22 protein-coding genes and 2 pseudogenes are annotated in these 20,614 nt (G+C 39.2%); 1 reads left to right on the forward strand and 23 read right to left on the reverse strand.

Going from position 1 to position 20,614, the window contains the following annotated elements:
- Window positions 1-17: 17 nt before the first annotated feature.
- The 12 genes from ACH33_RS11550 to ACH33_RS11605 form a co-directional block, all read right to left on the reverse strand.
- Window positions 18-1,289: an MFS transporter gene (locus ACH33_RS11550; protein ID WP_057899157.1), complete on the reverse strand. Its 1,272-nt coding sequence runs from the start codon at window positions 1,287-1,289 to the stop codon at window positions 18-20.
- Window positions 1,282-2,487 carry an ATP-grasp domain-containing protein gene (locus tag ACH33_RS11555; protein WP_057899158.1) on the reverse strand — a complete coding sequence of 402 codons (1,206 nt, stop codon included), beginning with the start codon at window positions 2,485-2,487 and terminating at the stop codon, window positions 1,282-1,284. The genes ACH33_RS11550 and ACH33_RS11555 overlap by 8 nt, the downstream gene beginning before the upstream one ends.
- Before the next feature lie 22 nt (window positions 2,488-2,509).
- Complete coding sequence (locus tag ACH33_RS11560) at window positions 2,510-3,172, reverse strand: RraA family protein (RefSeq protein WP_057899159.1); 663 nt, start codon at window positions 3,170-3,172, stop codon at window positions 2,510-2,512.
- A 31-nt stretch (window positions 3,173-3,203) separates the two neighbouring features.
- Window positions 3,204-4,028, reverse strand: coding sequence for a PhzF family phenazine biosynthesis protein (locus ACH33_RS11565; RefSeq protein ID WP_057899160.1), 825 nt, complete (start codon window positions 4,026-4,028; stop codon window positions 3,204-3,206).
- Window positions 4,009-5,397 (reverse strand): circularly permuted type 2 ATP-grasp protein, encoded by a 1,389-nt coding sequence (locus ACH33_RS11570; protein WP_057899161.1) that lies wholly within the window; start codon window positions 5,395-5,397, stop codon window positions 4,009-4,011. Before ACH33_RS11570 ends, ACH33_RS11565 begins: the two co-directional genes overlap by 20 nt.
- Before the next feature lie 5 nt (window positions 5,398-5,402).
- On the reverse strand, window positions 5,403-6,320 hold the full coding sequence (locus ACH33_RS11575) for a branched-chain amino acid transaminase (RefSeq protein WP_057899162.1): 918 nt from the start codon (window positions 6,318-6,320) through the stop codon (window positions 5,403-5,405).
- A 42-nt stretch (window positions 6,321-6,362) separates the two neighbouring features.
- A complete protein-coding gene (locus ACH33_RS11580) occupies window positions 6,363-7,409 on the reverse strand; it encodes a C45 family autoproteolytic acyltransferase/hydrolase (protein ID WP_057899163.1) in 1,047 nt (348 codons plus the stop codon).
- Window positions 7,406-8,437, reverse strand: a complete 1,032-nt coding sequence (locus ACH33_RS11585; RefSeq protein WP_057899164.1) for a beta/alpha barrel domain-containing protein — start codon at window positions 8,435-8,437, stop codon at window positions 7,406-7,408. Before ACH33_RS11585 ends, ACH33_RS11580 begins: the two co-directional genes overlap by 4 nt.
- Window positions 8,438-8,575: 138 nt before the next feature.
- Window positions 8,576-9,319 carry an iron-containing redox enzyme family protein gene (locus ACH33_RS11590; protein WP_057899165.1) on the reverse strand — a complete coding sequence of 248 codons (744 nt, stop codon included), beginning with the start codon at window positions 9,317-9,319 and terminating at the stop codon, window positions 8,576-8,578.
- Between the two features lie 211 nt (window positions 9,320-9,530).
- Window positions 9,531-10,412, reverse strand: a complete 882-nt coding sequence (locus tag ACH33_RS11595) for an ATP-grasp domain-containing protein (RefSeq protein WP_057899166.1) — start codon at window positions 10,410-10,412, stop codon at window positions 9,531-9,533.
- 48 nt (window positions 10,413-10,460) lie between these two features.
- Window positions 10,461-11,780: a circularly permuted type 2 ATP-grasp protein gene (locus tag ACH33_RS11600; RefSeq protein WP_057899167.1), complete on the reverse strand. Its 1,320-nt coding sequence runs from the start codon at window positions 11,778-11,780 to the stop codon at window positions 10,461-10,463.
- A gap of 186 nt (window positions 11,781-11,966) precedes the next feature.
- The gene (locus tag ACH33_RS11605; protein WP_057899168.1) at window positions 11,967-13,157 is read right to left on the reverse strand and encodes an IS701 family transposase; all 1,191 of its coding nucleotides are present in this window, start codon (window positions 13,155-13,157) and stop codon (window positions 11,967-11,969) included.
- Window positions 13,158-13,398: 241 nt separating this feature from the next.
- Here ACH33_RS11605 and ACH33_RS20120 point away from each other — a divergent pair, with 241 nt between their 5' ends.
- Window positions 13,399-13,548, forward strand: a complete 150-nt coding sequence (locus ACH33_RS20120; RefSeq protein WP_236781872.1) for a hypothetical protein — start codon at window positions 13,399-13,401, stop codon at window positions 13,546-13,548.
- A 9-nt stretch (window positions 13,549-13,557) separates the two neighbouring features.
- Here the strand turns inward: ACH33_RS20120 and ACH33_RS20375 are convergent.
- The 11 genes and pseudogenes from ACH33_RS20375 to ACH33_RS11640 form a co-directional block, all read right to left on the reverse strand.
- Window positions 13,558-13,641 (reverse strand): annotated as a pseudogene (locus tag ACH33_RS20375) (phage terminase small subunit-related protein); the annotation flags it as partial.
- Window positions 13,642-13,686: 45 nt separating this feature from the next.
- Entirely contained in the window at window positions 13,687-13,923 is a 237-nt protein-coding gene (locus ACH33_RS11610; RefSeq protein WP_057899169.1) for a hypothetical protein, read from the reverse strand.
- Window positions 13,924-14,070: 147 nt separating this feature from the next.
- Window positions 14,071-14,460, reverse strand: coding sequence for a DNA methyltransferase (locus ACH33_RS20485; protein ID WP_335338940.1), 390 nt, complete (start codon window positions 14,458-14,460; stop codon window positions 14,071-14,073).
- A 27-nt stretch (window positions 14,461-14,487) separates the two neighbouring features.
- Window positions 14,488-15,246 carry a DNA methyltransferase gene (locus tag ACH33_RS20490; RefSeq protein ID WP_327851088.1) on the reverse strand — a complete coding sequence of 253 codons (759 nt, stop codon included), beginning with the start codon at window positions 15,244-15,246 and terminating at the stop codon, window positions 14,488-14,490.
- Window positions 15,134-15,367, reverse strand: a complete 234-nt coding sequence (locus tag ACH33_RS20495; RefSeq protein ID WP_322787676.1) for a ParB N-terminal domain-containing protein — start codon at window positions 15,365-15,367, stop codon at window positions 15,134-15,136. Before ACH33_RS20495 ends, ACH33_RS20490 begins: the two co-directional genes overlap by 113 nt.
- A 54-nt stretch (window positions 15,368-15,421) precedes the next feature.
- Window positions 15,422-15,775 carry a type II toxin-antitoxin system HicB family antitoxin gene (locus ACH33_RS11620; RefSeq protein ID WP_057899170.1) on the reverse strand — a complete coding sequence of 118 codons (354 nt, stop codon included), beginning with the start codon at window positions 15,773-15,775 and terminating at the stop codon, window positions 15,422-15,424.
- Window positions 15,776-15,820: 45 nt separating this feature from the next.
- Complete coding sequence (locus tag ACH33_RS11625; RefSeq protein WP_057899171.1) at window positions 15,821-16,045, reverse strand: type II toxin-antitoxin system HicA family toxin; 225 nt, start codon at window positions 16,043-16,045, stop codon at window positions 15,821-15,823.
- Between the two features lie 485 nt (window positions 16,046-16,530).
- Window positions 16,531-17,340, reverse strand: coding sequence for a DUF2935 domain-containing protein (locus ACH33_RS11630; protein ID WP_057899172.1), 810 nt, complete (start codon window positions 17,338-17,340; stop codon window positions 16,531-16,533).
- Between the two features lie 661 nt (window positions 17,341-18,001).
- A pseudogene (locus ACH33_RS11635) lies at window positions 18,002-19,819 on the reverse strand (APC family permease).
- 90 nt (window positions 19,820-19,909) lie between these two features.
- Entirely contained in the window at window positions 19,910-20,068 is a 159-nt protein-coding gene (locus tag ACH33_RS19405; protein ID WP_156424072.1) for a hypothetical protein, read from the reverse strand.
- A gap of 16 nt (window positions 20,069-20,084) precedes the next feature.
- Window positions 20,085-20,534: an ArpU family phage packaging/lysis transcriptional regulator gene (locus ACH33_RS11640; RefSeq protein WP_057899173.1), complete on the reverse strand. Its 450-nt coding sequence runs from the start codon at window positions 20,532-20,534 to the stop codon at window positions 20,085-20,087.
- Window positions 20,535-20,614: the final 80 nt, after the last annotated feature.

Genomic DNA, 20,614 nt, shown 5'->3' on the forward strand with positions numbered 1-20,614 from the left:
ATTCAATTATGTTGAAATTACATTTCGTTTACTTTTGCCTTAACGGTAGCTTCACTGGTATTACTCGTAGTAGTTGCGTTCTCCTGTCTCGAGTAATAAAACAAAGAGATAAAAGCAATTAGAACTACGAAAGTACCTAGTAAATAGAAAACTAAATTATAACCAACGTTTTTCGCTATCCCTCCAACCACTAATCCGGAGACAAGAAGCATTACTGAAGTTAGGAAACCAATCGTGCTTTGAATCCTGCCCGCGTACTCATTATCAGTTATGCTCATAACTTTTGTATTTAACCAGGTTCGTGTAATTACAACACAAGATCCGATTATAAACGTTATAAGCATAGCAGTTGATAGATTCTGACTAGAACCGAATAAACCTTCGAATAATCCAAGAGCAAGTATAGAAACGAAAATAAAATATTTGTCGTTTACTCTTTTTTTAGTTAAAGAAGCTAGTATAAACCCTGAGAGCATTGCACCAATTGCGTAGCATAGGTTAATAAGTCCATAAGCGGATGCATCTAACTTCAGTAAATCCATTGTAAAAGCCCCAACTAGAACATTGTTAACTTGTACACAGAAGGTTGGCACTAATAATAACAAGATTGTAACAAATAGTATGAACTTAGTTTTAACATACTTTAGAACCTCGAACTGTGTTTTTAAAATGGCAAACTTCTGGGGCTTTACTGAAAAAGAAGCCTTAGTTTTATTCATCAAAATAATACAAATAGCAGACACTAGAAAGGTACATCCATCAATAAAAAGAGCAGTCATCGTACCAAAAGAACTAATAACGAGACCGGCTGTACCAGTTCCTATGAGCATTCCAGCCTGTGTTAATGATTCAGTCAAAGAATTGGCACGTAGTAGATTAGCTTTTCCCACGACTTCCTGAATATAGGCACGAATCCCTGGAAAGAAGAAAGTGTTGCCAATAGAAATAAGTAGCGCCATGCTATAAATATAAAACTGATTGAGAAGGCCATAATAGCCAAGACCCACTGTAACAAAAACTACAATGCCTTGTAAAAGATTCATCAGAAAACAATTGATACGTCGATCCATACAATCTGCGACATAGCCTGCATATGGGGCTAAGAATATGCCTGGTAATGCTCGGATACAGAGGAGTATCCCGATTGATAAGGGGCTCTTTGTCATCTCCAACAATAGCCATGGTAATGCAATACCATGCATACCTGTCCCCAAAAAATTGATAATGGTCGAAGCTAGATAGAGGGAGAATGTTCTGGTAAACAATTTCTCATTGTGTTCTTTAACCAATCCTACCCCCCCATTCCTCTTCCCATACTAGTTCGTTCATATACCATTCGTTCAATTGATTCAATCTGGACTCAACCATCTTTTCGGTCGTTCCCTTTACAATTAAGGTCGCAATACTATCAACACTTGAAGCTGCGTTCTGAAGAGTTTGGCCCGGTTGAACAGACGAAGTATAGTCGACTACCCATTCGAATGGTACCACTTTTGGCAAGTGTAACAATTTTCCGTTTTTTGGTGGGACAATTAGAAAACCTGCTAATTGATCTGCTTTCTGAGTTAATTGTGGAGTTTCATCAAGTCCACATTGGAGACGAATCCATAAACGATTTAAATCAATACCAAATACCTCCCTAATTGTATCGATTATCCGTCCTCCGCCCGTTCTACTGGCAATCTCACACAAGAGTAATCGATCATCATCAGTATGGAAAAACTCTGCATGAAATGCCAAAATTGGAGCTCCCGGTAATGAAGCAAGAACAGTACTCAAGGCTTGATGCAATCGATTGCTTATTCTGCTTTTTTTGTCAAGTATAACACTGCCTAAACTTGCTCCTTTAGTAAAGGCTAAACATCCATTTATATAACGGGAAGCGCATGAAAATAAAATTTCCCCGTTCCGCATTATACCGTCGACATGGTACATTTCGCCAGATACAAACTTCTCTACCATTAAATTTGTCGGTAGTCCTTGTTGAAGAATTAATTTCATCTCATCGAAATTATATAAAACTTGAGTATGACGAGAACCTCCACCATCAATTGGTTTGATAACAATAGGGAATCCGTTCTCTTCGATGAATTCAAAAAGGTCAATCGAGGAGTTAACTGATCGAAAAGTAGGTACTTCTACTCCTCCTTTAGCTGCCAACTGTTTCATTAGTACTTTGTTTCGAAAGGCAAGTGCACTTTCAACCCTTTGTCCTCTGATACAAAATTTTTCCCGTAACCGTGCTGCACGAATCAAATCATATTCGGAATGACCGATGATAGTATGAAAATTAAAGTTTTTATGGAGTTCAATAGCACGGATTTCTGTCCATCCGTTTTGATCAAAGGATTCAATCATTTCTACATGATTATAGTTATCCAAATCCGACCGACTTACTTGAGTAAACAATACAAGTTCCTCATTAAGATCACTCAACCACTCCTTAAAATGAAAAGATTTACTACGATTAAAAATCAAGATAGCCATTCCATTTCTCCCCCAAGATGTATTACTTATTAAGTAGCAAAGCAAAATTATTGTAATTGTGCCTTTCCCTAGCGTCCTTCATAGAAATCCCCTCTCTTAAGTCACGGATGATTTGTTGCTCCATTATTTCGACTGCTAGAGCCTTTTCAACAACTTCCGGTAGTACCTCTTGTGGAATAACAATTACTCCTGAATCATCTGCGCATATTACATCCCCTGGATGAACAATCGTATTACCAATACGAACCGGAATTTGTTTTCCGACTAGTTTTACTCGATTCTTTCCGGACTTCATATAGGTGCCCTTTGTAAATATCGGGTAGTTCATTTGAATAATACTTGTAGCATCTCTACAGCAGCCATCAATCACCGTTCCCTTTATTCCCTTTTGTTTTGCAGCAATAGTAAGAAGATCACCCCAGACCGTACAATAACGACCGCCATTGGCAATAACAACTACACTACCGGCTGGTACTTCATCGATAAATTCACCTGCCGGAGCCTTTTCACCTTCCTTTACCTGTTCATATTGTAATGTAAACGCTGGTCCGACTAGCGCCATACCTTGGGTGAGCGGGCGAATTAATTCACACCCACCATTGATCCCAAGCATATCTAGGGCATCTGAAATACAGGATGTAGGTAATTTTCTTAATTGTTCAAAAAAATCAACTTTATTTTCCATGTCAAATCTCCCCTTTGTTCTTCCTTTTTTGTTATACCTCTACTTTCCCAATTTGCGTCACAAATCCACCTAGCTTAATAACATCCCCTACTTCCACAAAAATTTTACTTTCCTGTCCCAAGTTATACCCCTGCTCTACAATAAGAGTTGAATGAAAATATCCCGCCTGGACTAGTACACCAGCCAAAGCACCCGCTGCTACCCCGGTAGCTGCGTCTTCCTTGACTCCAAACAAAGGATTAAAGCTTCGAGCGTGAAGCGATGAATCACTATGTTGTGTTTCAAAGGTATAAACATAAACCCCGTTCACTTTCATCTTTGAACTCCACTCACTTATCGCTTCGAAATCAGGGGTGATAGACTGGACGGTCACCAGTTTTTTTATAGGGACAAACAATTTAGGGCTCCCAATCGAAGCAATACAAAAAGGTAAGTCCTTGTGTATCAAATCTTCATTAATTCCTAAAAAACTTAATACCTCTTTTTGATCAAATGAGCAATCGATAATTGATACCCCTGTAGTTTCAAAGTGGATGGTCCCCTTTGAATTTCGCGAAATAGTAACCACCGAGGCTTGAGTTTCCACTTTTATCTGTTGGTGGCCTGTGACCTTCATGTAGTAATCAGCTGCTGCTAAAATCCCATGCCCACAAAAGGGTAATTCAGAAGAAATAGAAAAAAAACGGAACCTAGCATCAGCCAAGTGAGAGGGTAACACAAACACTGTTATTACTGTGTTTATTTGAGTCGCCAATGATTGCATTTCTTTTTCAGATAATTCTTCTGCCAAAATTACGGCTGCTGAATTCCCATGTTTAGGGTCTTGAGTAAATACCTTAAATAGTTGACTTTCCATTTCGATCCCCTTCGGCCAACGATAGAATTACCTGTTTGCTTCCATTTTGAAAAATATTCACTTTAAATTCATCACTAATTTTGGAGCCAAATCCTTGGAACTTTCCACCAAACATAAAAAGATCCGTACTAAATTTTTTCTTACTAAATGACCGACAATCGTCAACTGGCACCTCGATTTCCGGTGCCGGTATAAATTCCTGCAAAATGAATGGCTTGTTCCAACATTCCTCTAAAATTTCTTTCCAACGGTCTGAGGGTGTAGAGCAACCAATTAATACACCTTCACCCCGAATATCATAAGCTGTTTTGATAACAAATCTTTCTTGCTCTTCCAAGGCTAACTGTTTCAATTCAATTTGTTTACCCCTGTACTCTACAGATCCATCCTCCAATTTTCGGGCCCAAGGGATATGTTTCGAGATTACGTTCCGTTCTTCTTCCGTGAAGTAATGACTAAAGGAAGGAGTTGAAAGATAAGCCATACATAGTTTACTTTCAGTAATAAAACGTGCTTGAAATGAATTCACCTGACAAATTGCTTGATCCTTACATGCATTTAAATAATTCTTTATTCTTTCTGCTTCATCGAGCAGTGGAATAAAGTCGGCTGTATTAATCTTATTCCAGACAAGATCTACCGCTAAATCACCCGAGTATAGCTTACCCCTTCTATACTGTAGATCCCGCGGGTCTGCAATTATTGCCTCTATGCCTAATAAAGCAAACTGTTTTACCATTTCTCCAACTTCTTTACTTTCCTTCCCTCTTACTTGCAAGATTGCAACGGATGGCATTTCTGATCCGGGTCTAAACTCTTGGTAGGTATCGAGTAATTGCCGAATAAATGCATCCGTGGTATCAATTCCTTCTTTTCTTAACGGTGGAAGTTTCCGCAAATAAGCATCTAAGACAGAAATCCGCTTCATTACTTCTAATATTCGACCTGTAAAAATTACTCCGGCTGGGCAATCCGTGTTATTTTCTAAAATTTTAAACACATCTTTACCTGGAACTAAATAAGTATCAAAGCGCGAGATTTGAATTTTTCGTTTGTAACCCGGATCAATTTTAACAAGCTCTTGAGCCTGCTCACCTAGCATAAAAAATTCACGAGTGCGTTGATCATTAGCGTATAGTTCGATCACCTTTTCAAGAATATCAATCATTTTTTCTGCTTCTTTTTGAATTTCATTACGGACCTCGACAGGAAGAATACTAATTCGAGGGTACAAAGGAAATGGCTTATTCCGAAACACAAACCCCTCAGAATCACATCTATCTACAACGGATGCAATTTCTTGAGGCAAGTTATGACGATTATTTTCAATAGTTTGTTTATATTGTTCTTCAAAAAGTAAATCTATCATAGAAATCATCCTTTTGAGTTATAAATTGGGAATAATAAATGACTGTATTTTGGCTTTTTTCCATACACTACATCAAAGTAAAAGTTCTTTAATCGTTGAGTAATAATTCCATCTTTACCGTCTCCAATCAAATAATGGTCAATTGAGCGAATCGGCAATATTTCGGCACCTGTCCCGCAAAGAAAAGCCTCATCCGCTAAGTAACATTCAGAACGATCAATTTGGCGTTCTATAATTGGAATATTCAATTCACGGGCCACCTCAATCAAGAAACGACGAGTAATACTTTCAAGAATACCATCTGTAACAACAGGTGTAGTAAGTACTCCGTTCTTTACGAGAAAGACTGCAGCTGTTGGAGCTTCTGCTACTTTGCCATTTTGGTTTAATAATATAGTGTTGTCATATCCGTCGGTTTTAGCCAGGAGTAAAGCGATTCTTCCGTTTTGATAATTAGCCACACACTTGATACGTGGAGGCATCATGTTATCCGAAAGGCGAGTCCAAGAGCTAATTGAAACCTTAATTCCTGTTTGGATTGGTTTACGCCCCTGTGGGAAAGCCGCGATATTTAGTAGGACAGGACCTCGGGTGTCAAGAGGACCATCTGCCTCAATTGAAGCAGCGACCCGAATGTAACAATCTTGTTTTAATTGATTCGCTTTTACAATCTCTTCAACTTGAAAAATAAGTTTATCTACTGAATAATCATGCTCCATTCCCATTAAATTCATAGAATCAAGCAAACGTTTTAAATGTTGCTCTAAAGCAAATAAGTACAATTCCTTTTGTTCTTCATTCCAATAGCCACGAATTCCTTCAAATACTGAAGCCCCATATTTCATCGCTACAGAAGATACATGGATTTTCGCTTCTTCGTAGGGGGTAATTCGTCCATTCAACGATATATACGTTTCTTTCATATTATTTCATCTCCCAACGGTGGAAACTGTGAAAAATAGAACTCATTCTTCAAATAGCAAATAACGATAAAACTGGTTTTCACAAGGATAACCTTTCGCTGCATACATAACCCCTTTTTTAGGGTAAAGAATAACAGAGGCAACCGTTTCCCCTCGGCTATAATCCCCTTGACCATGAGCACAGATACTTCTGGGATAATTAGTATGGTCTTTTAGCAATTCTTGTATTTGTTGAAGGGAAGGCTTATTATCATAATGTGCTGCTAAACTATGCATGCGTTCAAGCCGTAGGAAAGTCGATGTGCTTGGTGAAATCTGATCAATTTGACGAAATTCATTATTGAGATAATGATTTGTATGAACAATTAGTTGTTGTTCAATGAACCGCTCATCTTCTACTGTCATTTCGATATCTAGAACACGATGACCATCTGAGAGTAACAAATTACGTGATGAGGTACGACGAATCCTGCGAATCTCTCTTAAACAATCTTTTAAATTACGTTGATGTAAGAGATGACGAATTAATAGATAAGGAGGGACACCTTCTCGCCAACCTGGTGCTAACACCATATTTAAGCCAATTCCTATCCCATAACTATTCACTCCAAGATAACCCAATAGTCCGATATGGGTATACATCATGATACTAGGTTCACCTGGTACCGAGCTTTTGATTTTTAGGATAATACCAAGTTCAGTCAGGTTTCCTGGTAAATCAACATTCTGAGCGATAATAGCACCCTCCTCTTGATCTACATATCCCAGAGCGCTACATTCTAAGCCCCGAGAGATTAATTCACGCCTTACCTGCAGTAACATTGCCTCTCGATATGTAATCTGGGCTCCCTCAGCTAACCCACGGATTTCCTCTGCTATATCTGGGACGTCACGTTCAATAAACGAAATATAACCATCAACCATTGATAGGGCCTGTTCTAATGAAATTTTATCCTTCCGGACAATGTTAATCCTTGCCACATTGTCTGCTAGAAAAGAACGGATTTGTTCCCCAAAAACTTGTCCATGTTGGTATCCTCTTTCATAAGGAGAACCTGAAACTGTCACTACCTGAAAATACTTACTCATAAGGATCGCTCCTCTAAAGTTGGAGCCAAAATTTTATCTAGAGACTTTATGTCAGCAACAACAGCTTTAATTTCCTCAAAAACCGGCTTTATGGGCTTTCTTTTACTTAGATTCAGTGTAAGCTGTTGCCAAGATACATCTTGAGTAGCAGCTTCATGCATTACCGGATTGATAAAATCATTTGAGAAGTTCGCCATACCAAACATCAGATCACGAGTAGTTAGATACATAGGACGATGCATCACATTATTTTCCAAATATTCTGCTGTTTTTAGGATACTTACCAAATCGTAATTATGTTTAATGTTCATCCGTTCTAAGTAAGAGACATAAACCTCTGTGGGTAAGTTACCGGCCCCTTTTCCCAGTCCGCGCAAAGAGGCATCAATAATATCGATACCACTTTCGATCGCCGCCAATGTGTTTGTTAATCCTAATGACAAGTTATGATGGGCATGGAATCCTACTGGGATCTGGAGAACTTTTTTAAAGATTTCAGCATACTCTTTAACTTGATCTGGAACCATATGGCCATTCGAATCAGCAAAATACACCCAATCAGCTCCTGCAGCTTCAGCTTGCAGCATCCATTCTCGAATCTGTAATGGGGATAAATAGGTCACCCTGACAAAATTTGCACTGACAAATAAACCTTGCTGTTTAGCCGATCTAATAACCGAAAGTCCGTTTTGCAAGTTATCCGAGCGAATACAAATCCGAACCACATTAATATTGAATTCCTTAAGTTCTAAAAGGTCTTGTTCTGAAATATTGTGTGGGTGGAGCATAACCACAATCTTTGCACCAGGCACATGGGTGCGTATCGCGTGTATATAATCACGGTTTACTCTTGCTGATAACCCCAATTTTGTTGGTCCTTCTTCCGGGCCATTTCTATATCCGATCTCTATATAGTCGATACCCGCTTGATGTAAAGAATCAACTATGTCAATTGCTACTTGCTGTTCGAATTGAAACGAATTTGTATACCCACCATCTCTCAATGTCACATCTAATAACTTAACCATTAATAATGTCCTCCACATTATTTATAGGCCCTAGCATCAACACTTTGAAAAATGCGGATTCCATTTCCGTGGAAGCCGAGTAAACAACCACAATTAATGAAAGAATCCGCATTGAGTGAATTTTTTCTTTTTTGTTTTCTAGATAGTTGCTATTCCCTTTTGAACAGCTTGTTCGTTCGTTACCCGAAGAATAGCGCTAAAGTGTTTCATACGTACGTCAATCGATTTATACAATGCATCAATTACCTTTTGTTGTAATTCCTCTGTTGTCGCATATTTACGTATTAGTTCGTATCCAATTTCAGCATGATCTTCCTCTATCTCCATTTGATCGCTGCTATGGATATTAAAGTAAGATCTACCCGCTTCGTTAACGTTATAGAAATAGTTCATCGCATGGTTCATTGTACGACCTTCCCATTCCACTGGTGGTTGACCCTCCATATAAATGATTAAGGCCGAAACAGCTTCCAAGAAATGATGATTAGGTCCACACACAGTGTTGTTCCAATCAATTACGGCTTGACTCTCTGGAAGGATTTCTAAATTATTAATCTCATCCCAGGTCAATCCAAACTGTTCACCAAATTTCACGAACAAGTCAAGATGGCGCTCGGTTCCAGAAATCTTACCTGTTTCTTCTTCATAAATGTTTTCTGCAAGATGAATACGAGCTTCAACATCTGGGCATTTGGAATGGATCGCGGAAATATTACGAGTCCAAAAACTCTTAATATGATAACGGTGTAAAACAAAATTTTTGAGCAAAAGAGGTGTCGCTTCACCTTTCATAATTGTTTGGTATAACGGATGAGTGATCTTACGGTTTTCATACACAATGTCTTTCAACTTTTGAATTAATGCTTCTGGTGACAACAACATTCTTATCAATCTCCTTTTTATGAAAAAAATTTTTTATGTGAATCAATTTCATAATTACGCATTAAAAACTGCGTTTTTACAGGGATTATCGAGCTTTTAACACATGTTTGTAAGTAAAACTTGGGGAGGTGCTACTTTTTTAAGCTCCTGAAACCCTTGGGGCTCTAAGGCTCCGAGTTATGAAATTGATTCATGTAACTCTTCAATAGTATTAAGTACTATCAGAAGAAGTAACATTTTTTTGTAGAACTCTCTCTATCAAATCTGCGACTAGTAAAACAGTTTCATCACGTGGATATGTAATCGCAGGCGTGGTATTTACTTCGATAACCAGATAGTTTCCTTGTTCATCTTCCACAATATCAACGCCTGCTACTGAAGCATTAAATACTCTACTGCACTTTTCAGCAAGTTCAGATAAGTCAGATTCTAATGGGCATTCTTCCCAATTGCCTCCCACCGACAAGTTTGTTAAGAATGTCCCCTTATCCGAGTATCGATAAAATGCATACTCTGCTTTGTAGTCAATAACACGAACTCGGATATCGCGACCTGGTTTATTTATATGAGCTTGTACATATAAAGGTTTATTTCCCTGCATATAAAAAGGAGCAATATTACGCAAGGCGTTCTCATCATCAACACGTATTACCATTTGTCCTTTAGCACCAATAATCGGCTTCAATACTAAAGGGAAATGTAGCTGATTGATTACTTCATCCAGTTGATCCATATTCCCCACTAGAAAAGTTGGGATATGTGGAATGTTGTGATGGTTTAGCAGTATTGAATTGAGAAACTTGTTTTGGCCTATAGTCAATACATCGGTGTCGTTAATCACAGGAATACCGGCTATTTCAAACGCTTTTAGTAACCACATACCATATTCCCGTTGCTGAAGAGATACCCAGCCCAAAACACAGGAGATTCGTAAAGGTTCATTTCGGTAAAGAAACTGATTCTCTCCGCCACAGGAACGAACTAAAATATCCTGAGGAGTAGATACGATAACTTCGTATCCACGTTTTTTCAGTTCCCGATTCAGTTCTATTACATCACTAGTTTCTTCTCGGCAAAGAATTAGAACTGCCATAGCTCAATCCTCCTTTCAAGGCAAAAACGAAAAAGTATCTTTTCCAATTCATCCGTGTATAAATATCGGCCCAATAGCGGCACCATTGTGTAAATTAATTACAGAACCTCCCCCTATTGGCTTCGCCCGCAGGATACCACCAGCAAATCTTTTGTCAAATAAATAGGCTCCCCAAAGAAGTTGTACTTCTTGAGAGATTATTTCTCCCTCAGGTGTTGAACAGTACACTTCACTAGTTGAGGGTGTCACTTTTTCCTGAATGATATATTTCTCTTTTCTTTTAAGTAGTGAATATAGAGTGTTCCTCCAATCCTCTTCTCGATGTTCCCATCCACAAAGAACCCCTATTCCACCATATCCATCTGCTGGCTTAATAACTAGAGATCTTTGATTGTGCAATGCAAAAGATATTAGCTTTTCTTCAAACAACCGCGTCCAAGGAATGTATCGATGTATTATGTATAGCTCTTCATTTGAAAAATAGGGTTCATACTGAGGGTCTGACATCATAGCAAAGAGAATTTTATTCCCTAGTATTTTGTATTCTAGCCCCATTGGCATTTGAACCCGCTTTGCCCTTAATGCCTCGAAAATGTGCCAATATTCCTCGGGCGCTGCTTCCACATCGCCCAAGTCAAATAATCGGTATACTACATCTATCTTCCGACCATTAAAATATAGACCATCAGTTCCTTCCTCTAAATCACGTTGCGAACAAACAAACGACTGAATACCGGTATGGTCCTGTAGTTCTTTTGCCATTAACTGCAATGTATGAGAATAACTACTTAAAACCTTTTCACTTTCAACCATAGCAAGAGTAAGTGAATTACTATTTATCTGCAACATGCCACGAATCGTATTAACCCAAAATATCAATGGATCAAAATATTTCAAATCATTTGATTTTATCAACTCATTATAAAACGGTGTTTCCTGCATCAAACGATTTAACCAAGCCATCGTCATGCCACCAACATTACTACCTAAATTCAATTCAAGTAGCTTCCAACCATCTGGCGTTTGATATAAATCTCCACGTGACAACACTTTATCTTCAAAGCGAATAGTACCATCCAGAATTTTTCGAATTTCTTTAGGCTGATAACCTAAAAATCTCCCCATCTGCTCCAGATCCCCACCAAAGATACGATCTGGAATTGTTAAGATAATCTCTAATAATTTTTTTAATACATATTCCAATTCAATTCGATTCTCTTCTTTAAGAACTGGAGGAGTAGTAATTATCCGAGTAGTCGATTTAACAACTTGCATATCTTTAGCTTTTCTTAGAAACGAACGTATATCAGAAATACTTTGTTCTTTATTTTTTTGAAATTCATTAGTGAATAAATTGGTCTCTGGCATTGTTTCACCAATCTTTCTCAGAGAATTCTAGATAGAAAATTCTATTAAAAATAGAAAAATATATAAATTTCAAAATTAGTATAATATTCCAAGGTAAAAAATGAAATAAATAATTTGTTAATAAATGACTAGACTTGCCCAAAATTTGATACAAAATTTACCATGTAGAAAGAACCGAAGGTTCTCCTAGGCAGCTTGTAACTGATTTTTTATCAAATCCAGCTGCGTTCCTGCCTTTGCTTCATAGTAAACAAATTCGATCCAACTCTCTGTCTTTTTGTTTTGCCAACTTCGTAGTCCTGTTAAGATATCACCGTGTCCTGTTACACTGCAGAACATGGCTGTAAAAGAAAGCAATGTCCAAAACCGCTTAATTGCAACGGTACTACGTATTTGATAACCGTTAAAGGAAAAGTTGCTTTTCATGGTACGAAAATAAGTCTCAATCGCCCAACGTTTACTGTAGTACGTTAGAATTTGCTCATTAGATAAGGAAACGTCTGTACTTAAGAATGCCCGCATAGTTTGGAGAGTCATTGGCTGGGTCGCATCCCAACACAGTAGTACCACAGCATTTTCAATGAAATTTAGCTTGCCTTCATAACGATAGACGTGATAAGAAGCGTGACCGACGGTCACAAGGTCGGTATCTTCTTTATGGATGTGCGAGGCAAATTCCTTTATTGACTGCCGAATACCATATGGATAAATAATACGATTGGTTTTTATACCGCTAATGACGTGAAATCCAGATAAAGCGCAGGTTTCGAGTACAGATTGAGCAGGATACCATGTATCCATAAGAACATAAGTAGAAAAAGAACTTTTTGGCACCATAGAAAGCAGTTCACATGCAATATCAATTTTGCTGTTTTGCTCTGATTCGTATCGGCTAAACGCATAAGGGAATGCTTTTTCACCACATCGAATGAATTCCTGAACTACTGCATGCCCCCATACTGACTTACCTTCGGTATGGGAATAGTGAAAATCTGTTCCTTGCATAGGGGACAATGCCTGTGACGAGGGCTTTGTCTTTCTACAGACCGTATCATCGATAATAACGAAAATCGGCTCTTGTGTATGTTTCGCTTCCCTCTTGATGCTCTCCCATGATTGTTGCTGAATTATACGCATCAAATGCTGCTCATTCCACTTCCCATGAGTAAGAAAATGGCTCAGTGTCCGTCGGTCTTGTGAATGGCAGCTTTCACGATGGATATCGGTTAACGTTCCAGAAAAACCTCTGGTCATCACACCATCGAGAAAATGAACCATATGGTTCATTACCGGCTTAGAAAAATAAAGTGGGAAACGCCAGGTACGTAAAATATTGTTGATTTCCTGTTGATGTGCTACCCTATACGTAAGAGGCATATAGTCTTCTCCTTTGCGTAAAAGTGGTTGGTGGTACTTCTATTTTTACACAGGGTGAAGAGATATGTCTCTTTTCTATTCAATTGTAAATTTGTGTAAGTGTTTTTGGGCAACTACAGTTATTTTATTATGCACAACATAAAAAGATATAACATTTGGGATTTGCCAGCAAAGTCAATAAGAATTGTATAAAATGGAGCGCAAAAGAAGGTAGCCATATATTTTATTAGGAGGATAATATATGCTTAATTTAAGTTTTAAATATCTGCTAGATGACAAAGAGAAAAAGGTGCTAAAGAAAATTTCAATACCAGAAGGCGCTGAATTTCTTAATATGGTGTTTTATCTCCGCGATATATTTGTCATTACGGTATATATTCCCGAAAACTAAAGCAGCAGCAATGTCCTTTAAACTTAAAGTTCCACTGCTCTCTTTCCACATTTCAAATGCTTTTCTGCGATTCGGATTTCTTTCTCGTCCCACTACATTCCACCCACCTCCATAATCTGGTTTGAGTTGAGTTTGTTTTTATACGTCATCTCGCTGAAGATCTAAGTCGATTTCAATCAGCTTCTTCAAATCATCCACCGTTTTAATTTTAATCCGGCCTTCCTGAAAGACTTTCACCCAGCGTGCAATGCCAGCATGAATGATTTTTCGATACTTTGACTTCGACTCCATAATGTTTTCCATCGTCTCTATTTCGTGCTGCAGCAGTACATTTTCCTTATTACCAAAATAAGAATATTCGTTCGTATTTTTCATTGAACATACCCCCGAGTTCCATGTAAAATGGAAACAGGATAGCAGCTTTCCCTTCCGTGGCCACGGTGTTCTGCTATCCTTGTCGGGGGTATACCCGGCATCTTATCAGGAGGGCGTTCGCAGCGTCCTCCTTTGCTTTTTCTACGGTTATGCCACTTCATCAATACGAGAAACAAGAACAGGCTCAATACCAGTTGCTTCATAGAATCGCTGCTTAATCACATCACAAAATACCGGGTCCAATTCAAGCGTCCGACATTCACGTCCCATCTGTTCACACGTCATCAGCGTTGAACCGCTGCCACCAAAGAAATCAACAACAATATCCTCTTTCTTGCTGCTGTTGCCAATCGGAATCGCCAGCAAATCCAATGGTTTCTGTGTCGGATGGACATATTTCGTCACATCGCCACGCGATACTTCCCATACGGTTTCTGGTTGTGGAATTTCGACAGGCAATCCTGCTTTCCACACTGTCGTCTGCTTTCGATCGCCATACCATGCCGGAGCTTTCCCTTTGATGTGTGCATAAAACACTGGCTCATGCTTATACCGGTACTGCGCTCAGCCAAACGTCGGCGCGTTCTTCACCCAAATGCACTGTGAACGGGTCACGATTCCAGCGGCATTCATCGCATTCTCAAACTCTCGCTGATAAGAAGATGGGTGAAAAATGTAAATCGCCGCGTTCGGTTTCATGATCGCGGCGTAGTTTGCAAATATCTGATTTAAGAACACAACAAAATCCTCATCGGACATGTTGTCATTTAAAATAGAATCACGACTGTCTGCAGCCAGACGTTCTGAATCACTTTCCACAGCTACGTTATACGGCGGGTCTGTAACTACCAGATTTGCTTTTTTACCCTGCATAAGACGCTGTACATCTTCTAAGCGTGCAGCATCACCACAGACAAGCAAATGCCTGCCCAAGCGCCATATATCCCCATGCCTTGTTTCCGGCTCTTTGATAGCATCGAGCGCAACCTGCACGTCATATTCATCATCGACGACGGGCTCACCCGGCTCTGTGTCAGCAGGTAAAGCAGAGATAAGGTCTTCCAGTTCCTCACCATCAAAGCCGGTCAGCTCGATACTACTTTCACTCTCAGCCAACTCCTGGAGCAAGATAGCCAGCTTCTCTTCATCCCATCGTCCACTAATTTTATTCAGTGCGATGTTCAGCGCCTTCTCGCGTACTTCGTCCAGGTTAACCACGGATACTTCGATTTCCGTATGGCCTTGTTCCAGTAAAATTTTTAATCGCTGGTGGCCGTCTACAAGATTCCCGGTACGTTCCGTTCCAAACAAGCGGCTCGACATATCCAAACTCCGCAATGGAACGCTTTAGCTTCTCGTATTCCGGATCTCCGGGCCGTAAATCCACACGCGGGTTGTACGGCGCTGAATTGATGTTGCTGACAGGTACCTTTCGTATTTCCATTTCTATCACCCACCTCCGTTTTAGGGTAAAGAAAAAGCCACTCCGGAGAGTGACTTAACGGCTTAATTTGTAAAGTACGTATTGATTTAACGATATTCCTTCTTTTGCTGCCATTTGTGCTAACTGCCGATGTAAACTTTTAGGAACACGCACGACGAATTTTCCACTGTAATCATCATCGGTTATCGGTTCTGGAATTGGGTCGCCAAACTCTAATTTAGTCTCAAACCAACCTTCCATTGCTTCCCGAATGTTTTTATGTGCTTCTTCTACCGTTTGCCCATCACTTTGACAACCATCCAATTCAAGCACAGTCGCATAATAATACTGACCGCTTTCATCATTTATATGTTGAATCTGAATGGTATAGGGTAAGCTCATGTAATAAGAAACGTCTTTATTTGCCATTTATTCTTTACAAGGATAGAATATATTTTGAAGGAAGGGGAGCCGTCACTCCCCCATCCTTTTTAGTACGTTTTTTACGTACACCGCCTTAACGGGATTTTGCTTTGGGATTGTGATTACATCGCCTGCTTGATTTCGGAAGTGATGGTGAGACCCTTTGCTTCTCACTTGTATGTATCCGTAATATTCAAGCACGATGGCAATTTCCTCGAACCATATTCCGTTAGGGCGGTTTTTCATTTTTTCGAGGATTTTATCTATCCTTGCCATGTTTCACCTCCTGATATTATAGTATCATATTTAGTATCATATATCAAGAGGATTTTGTTAAGTTTTCCATATTCAGCAAAATAAAAAGTTACTTTTGGTCTTCACTACATAATAAAAGGATAAATCGCCAAACGGATATTTCTCACCGAACTTCTTTCTAGTTAGAAATTTCTTAACTCCGGCTTTTCTTTTAATTTCTGAGAGAACTGCTCTTTTTCCTGAATACAGTGCTCCAATATTCCTTTTAAGAAAGCAAGTTGTGTTTTTCTTGCATAATAGATTTTAAACACCCAAAATATTATTGTAAAAGAAGGACTATTTTCCTGCAATTGTAACGCAAAGTTTTAACGTTACAAGCCAACCAATGAAGCGTTACATGTGCGCTTGCGTTTCACTGGCTCGGTTGTAACGTTACGCAAAAGAAAAAGCCACTTCTCAATTGGAGCGGCTATCCTAGTTTACAAAGTGGGCATTGTCGGACGTTTTTAGCATTTACTAACAGATTTTTTTCCTGTTAGTGCCCTTTCAAACATATCGATAATCTCCAGAAATCTCTCCGCTTCACGGAATACGTGATCAGCCAGTAACGGGTGAATAATACTTTTAATACGGCATGCCTCAATTAAATCACGAGCCGTCTTTTTAAAATCACGAAGTGATTTTACAGATACTCTGTTTTGGTCAAGAAACTGACTAAGAAGAGGGGACGTTTGTGATTGTGGACGCATAGAATCCAAATCAATTGCTTGAAATAATAATTGATCAAAATCATGACTGAATTCCTGAGCCTGCTCTACGAGTTTTCGTTCTGACGGGTCCAGAAGATGACCAATAAATTTCGCATGATCGGCCATAATACGCAAGAAAAATACGTTTTCATCGATAATGGCATCGGGTATTGGCTCCAATTGACCTTGATTTAACTCTGACAACCTATTTCTAAAGTAATTTGCTTCTCTACTTATATGATCAATAAGTAAAGGAAATAAATTAGCTCCAGGCAACTTGCAATGTAAAATAAGACCAAGAAGTTTTCTTTTATAAGCCCAAATATGGGAGACAGCATTATAAACCTCTGCATTAAATTGCGCAATCTGTCGAGGATCTGTATTCAAAGTAAAAGCGTGTGATTGGCTCTCAATTTGTTCGAAGATACGAAAAAATTGTTGTGCTTCATTTATAAGCTGAGTATCTTCACATCGAAGGCCCAATGTAATAAACAACGAGTGTTCTTTCATAATACGGGACCAGAAACGAACCTCATCTAACGAGCGAGCAACAAATCCATTGGACATGAACAAGCCTCCTAAAATAAACTTTCAGAATAACATATGCATAAATGTTCCAATGGGTAACAACCTACATTTATTTGTTAAATAGACATAAACCAAGTTATCGAACTTAAAAAAGGCGTTCTCATGAAGAGAGCACCTATTCCTTTCTTTTGCTCATCATAGATAATCCAAGCTAGATTTTTTATGACCTCATGCTTTAATTTCCGCGCTCTTGTGTACGGTACACCCTCTTCACCTTACGTTCGTGTTACTTCGTGTGTCTCTCTTTTTTTATGCAACCAAAAAAGGACCGCTCCCCTCGGAACGGCCCCTTCGCTTATCTTCTGATACTATCATCATACTACCCCTATCTCAAAACGGCGCGCCAATATCTGGCCAAAATTACGCCATCTTCACGCCAAACTTTTTTACAATTAAAAAGCATTAATAACACTTTATGACTTATTTCTCTTTGCGTATTGATTATCCATCCATACAGCCCATTTCCAAATAAGAACTGCAACAATTATTAATACTGTTCCACCAATACTTGGTGATACAGTTTGACGCGATAATAAAAAAACGATCCTCAAGCCTTAGCACTACATTAAAGCAGCATGCAGACGAACATAAAGCCGTTCCTCTTCAGAGAACGACTACTTTAATCGTTAGGCATTCAACCTTATTTTTTTAATCGATAAGGAACAGTCGTTATCTTAACGTCTTGTCGTGCAAATAAATAAGCACGTAGCAATAAACTCGTCTGGTTATGCAGCAAATTATGCCACCAACGCTTCGTAATAAATTGTGGAATCATAACCGTTACATGATCGGTGGCTGAAGTTTTCCATTCCACCGTATCAATAAATTTAGATAAGGGGCGCACAATACTGCGATAGCGGGAACGCAAGGTAATAAGACGTACACCCGGATTCCACTCTTCCCACTTCTCCTCCATTTTTTTAATTTCTTCTTCATCAAATCCAACATAAACGGCTACGATATCATCTGACAGTGATTGAGCGTAGCTGATGGTATTTCGAACAACCTGCGTAATACCCGCTACAGGAATCACAATCACGCTTCCCTTTTTCTCCGGCTTATCTGTAGAAAGATCAATGCGTAATTGTTCCGCAAGGTCGCGATAATGCTGGTTTACTTTCTTAAAAGCAAAGATAACAGCAGGAAGGAACAAGAAAATCATCCATACTTGCGAGAATTTTGTAATCAAGAAAATAAGGGTAATTGTAAGCGTAGTCAGCATCCCAACCGTATTAATAACAAAAGGGAGAAGCCATCCCGCTGGCTTTTTCATAATCCATCGTTTCATCATCCCTGTTTGAGATAAGGTAAAGGGAACGAACACCCCTATCGCGTAAAGAGGGATTAGATTTTCTGTATCTCCTTCAGAAACAATAATCAAGAGTGCTGAAAAGATACCTAAGAAAATGATTCCATTTGAAAAACCAAGACGATCTCCTCGAACCATAAACATATTCGGTAAAAATCTGTCTTTTGATAGCATAAAGGAAAGTAATGGAAATGCTGCGAATGCAGTGTTTGCAGCGAGGAATAAAATCAGTGATGTTACAGCCTGAATAAACTAATAAATAATTCCTCGTCCAAATACGGCTGATGCGATCTGGGATACGACTGTTTCATCTGCTTTAGAAGCAATGCCGTATACATAAGCCAGAAGGCTAATACCAATGAACATAATGCCAAGGATAACTCCCATCATGATCAGAGTTCTTGCCGCATTTCTAGGGGCTGGGTCTCTAAAATTAGGAATCGCATTTGATACCGCTTCTACCCCTGTTAAAGCAGAACAGCCTGAACTAAACGCTTTTAACAGCAGGAATAAGGTAATCCCTGGAACGGCTACTCCATAAGCGGGAGCCTGAGCATGCACATTCCCTGTCATCCATTGATACCCACCACCGATAATTAGAAGAAAAACAGCGAAAACAAACAAATAAACGGGATACATTAGTATGGTTGCAGATTCTGTAATCCCGCGTAAATTTAAAATCGTTAACGTTAAAATCATTAATAGCGCAATCATAACACGATGCTCATGAAATGTTGGAAAAGCTGATGTAATAGCATCTGTACCAGCTGAGGAGCTCACTGCTACGGTTAAGATGTAATCTACCAGCAAAGATCCACCAGCAACTAGGCCAACGGAAGTGCCCAAGTTGTCTTTAGCTACAATATACGCACCACCGCCTGTTGGATAAGCATAAATGGTTTGGCGATAAGACAAAATTAGTACTGTTAACAGACCAAGAACAGCAAATGAAATCGGGATGGAATACCATAACGCTGCTGCACCAACGGTAATTAACACTAAAAGAATTTGTTCTGTTCCGTATGCAACAGAAGATAAAGCATCGGAAGAAAGAACAGCCAGCGCTTTTAATTTACTTAATTTTTCTTCTGTAAGTTCATCTGTCTTCATCGGTCGTCCAATTAAAAATCGTTTTAATTTGGTTACCATGCTTTTTCTCCTTCTAATACTTTTTTATATTCTTTCCCGCTCAGCATAGGAAAAACACAAAAATTACATTTTTCAAGAAATATAATCCTTTTATACTACACCTTTATAAAATAAAGAAAAAGCATGATTATCTGAATAATTATTTTTAACTTTAAATATTCCTGTTTCCATAAACCAAGCTATCGGATATCTTCTAAAAATACAAAAGGCAATTCCTTTTCGGAACCGCCTCTCTCGTTGGTTTTCCATTGTTTAATTTCCTCACTCATGCCGGAACAGGGCCCGGATCTTCAGCCAGCACTTCCAGCTTCAGCATAAATGCCAACTTATAAAACGCCCGAGCCTTCACCCTGGTATACGTCCGTTCGCTCAGTCCTACCTCTCCAGCCACAATATAATCAAAGCTCTCATCTTCCAGATATCGCTTCCGAATAATCTCTTCTTCCTTCTTGGACAACCGACTTACCGCCCATTCTACGCGCTCCGTCAATTGCCGAATCCTTTCTTCCTCGTCCGCATTCCACGTCGCGCACTCAGCCACCTGGTCACTTGTCTTGTTTGTCGCACCGTGATACCAAGCTTCATAAGCAGGCGTCATCCCGATTTCACGGCGAACAAAACCAATTTGGCGATAAATACGTGCCGTCTCCAAAGCTTCCTCTACACGCTTCTGTGTAGCCTTCCAGTCGATTTTAGGCAAAAATGACATTTGCATAGCTACTCCCCCTGCTCTGTGGTAAAATATTCTTACAGTTATCAGAAGCAGGGACCCCTCTCCGGTTGTGGCGACCGGGA

This window comes from Aneurinibacillus sp. XH2, from assembly GCF_001439585.2.
GTDB classification, from domain to species: Bacteria; Bacillota; Bacilli; order Aneurinibacillales; family Aneurinibacillaceae; genus Aneurinibacillus; species Aneurinibacillus thermoaerophilus.

Bases quoted from the DNA above. Each gene is read 5' to 3' on its own strand.
- ACH33_RS11620 (WP_057899170.1), bottom strand. From the start codon at position 15,775: ATGGCAAATAAAGACGTTTCTTATTACATGAGCTTACCCTATACCATT.
- ACH33_RS11555 (WP_057899158.1), bottom strand. From the start codon at position 2,487: ATGGCTATCTTGATTTTTAATCGTAGTAAATCTTTTCATTTTAAGGAG.
- ACH33_RS11580 (WP_057899163.1), bottom strand. From the start codon at position 7,409: ATGAGTAAGTATTTTCAGGTAGTGACAGTTTCAGGTTCTCCTTATGAA.
- ACH33_RS11570 (WP_057899161.1), bottom strand. From the start codon at position 5,397: ATGATAGATTTACTTTTTGAAGAACAATATAAACAAACTATTGAAAAT.
- ACH33_RS11625 (WP_057899171.1), bottom strand. From the start codon at position 16,045: ATGGCAAGGATAGATAAAATCCTCGAAAAAATGAAAAACCGCCCTAAC.
- ACH33_RS11640 (WP_057899173.1), bottom strand. From the start codon at position 20,534: ATGCAAATGTCATTTTTGCCTAAAATCGACTGGAAGGCTACACAGAAG.
- ACH33_RS20120 (WP_236781872.1), top strand. From the start codon at position 13,399: ATGCTTAATTTAAGTTTTAAATATCTGCTAGATGACAAAGAGAAAAAG.
- ACH33_RS20490 (WP_327851088.1), bottom strand. From the start codon at position 15,246: ATGTCGAGCCGCTTGTTTGGAACGGAACGTACCGGGAATCTTGTAGAC.
- ACH33_RS11585 (WP_057899164.1), bottom strand. From the start codon at position 8,437: ATGGTTAAGTTATTAGATGTGACATTGAGAGATGGTGGGTATACAAAT.
- ACH33_RS11610 (WP_057899169.1), bottom strand. From the start codon at position 13,923: ATGAAAAATACGAACGAATATTCTTATTTTGGTAATAAGGAAAATGTA.
- ACH33_RS20495 (WP_322787676.1), bottom strand. From the start codon at position 15,367: ATGGAAATACGAAAGGTACCTGTCAGCAACATCAATTCAGCGCCGTAC.
- ACH33_RS11595 (WP_057899166.1), bottom strand. From the start codon at position 10,412: ATGGCAGTTCTAATTCTTTGCCGAGAAGAAACTAGTGATGTAATAGAA.
- ACH33_RS19405 (WP_156424072.1), bottom strand. From the start codon at position 20,068: ATGGAAAACCAACGAGAGAGGCGGTTCCGAAAAGGAATTGCCTTTTGT.
- ACH33_RS11630 (WP_057899172.1), bottom strand. From the start codon at position 17,340: ATGTCCAATGGATTTGTTGCTCGCTCGTTAGATGAGGTTCGTTTCTGG.
- ACH33_RS11590 (WP_057899165.1), bottom strand. From the start codon at position 9,319: ATGTTGTTGTCACCAGAAGCATTAATTCAAAAGTTGAAAGACATTGTG.
- ACH33_RS11560 (WP_057899159.1), bottom strand. From the start codon at position 3,172: ATGGAAAATAAAGTTGATTTTTTTGAACAATTAAGAAAATTACCTACA.
- ACH33_RS11600 (WP_057899167.1), bottom strand. From the start codon at position 11,780: ATGCCAGAGACCAATTTATTCACTAATGAATTTCAAAAAAATAAAGAA.
- ACH33_RS11605 (WP_057899168.1), bottom strand. From the start codon at position 13,157: ATGCCTCTTACGTATAGGGTAGCACATCAACAGGAAATCAACAATATT.
- ACH33_RS11565 (WP_057899160.1), bottom strand. From the start codon at position 4,028: ATGGAAAGTCAACTATTTAAGGTATTTACTCAAGACCCTAAACATGGG.
- ACH33_RS11575 (WP_057899162.1), bottom strand. From the start codon at position 6,320: ATGAAAGAAACGTATATATCGTTGAATGGACGAATTACCCCCTACGAA.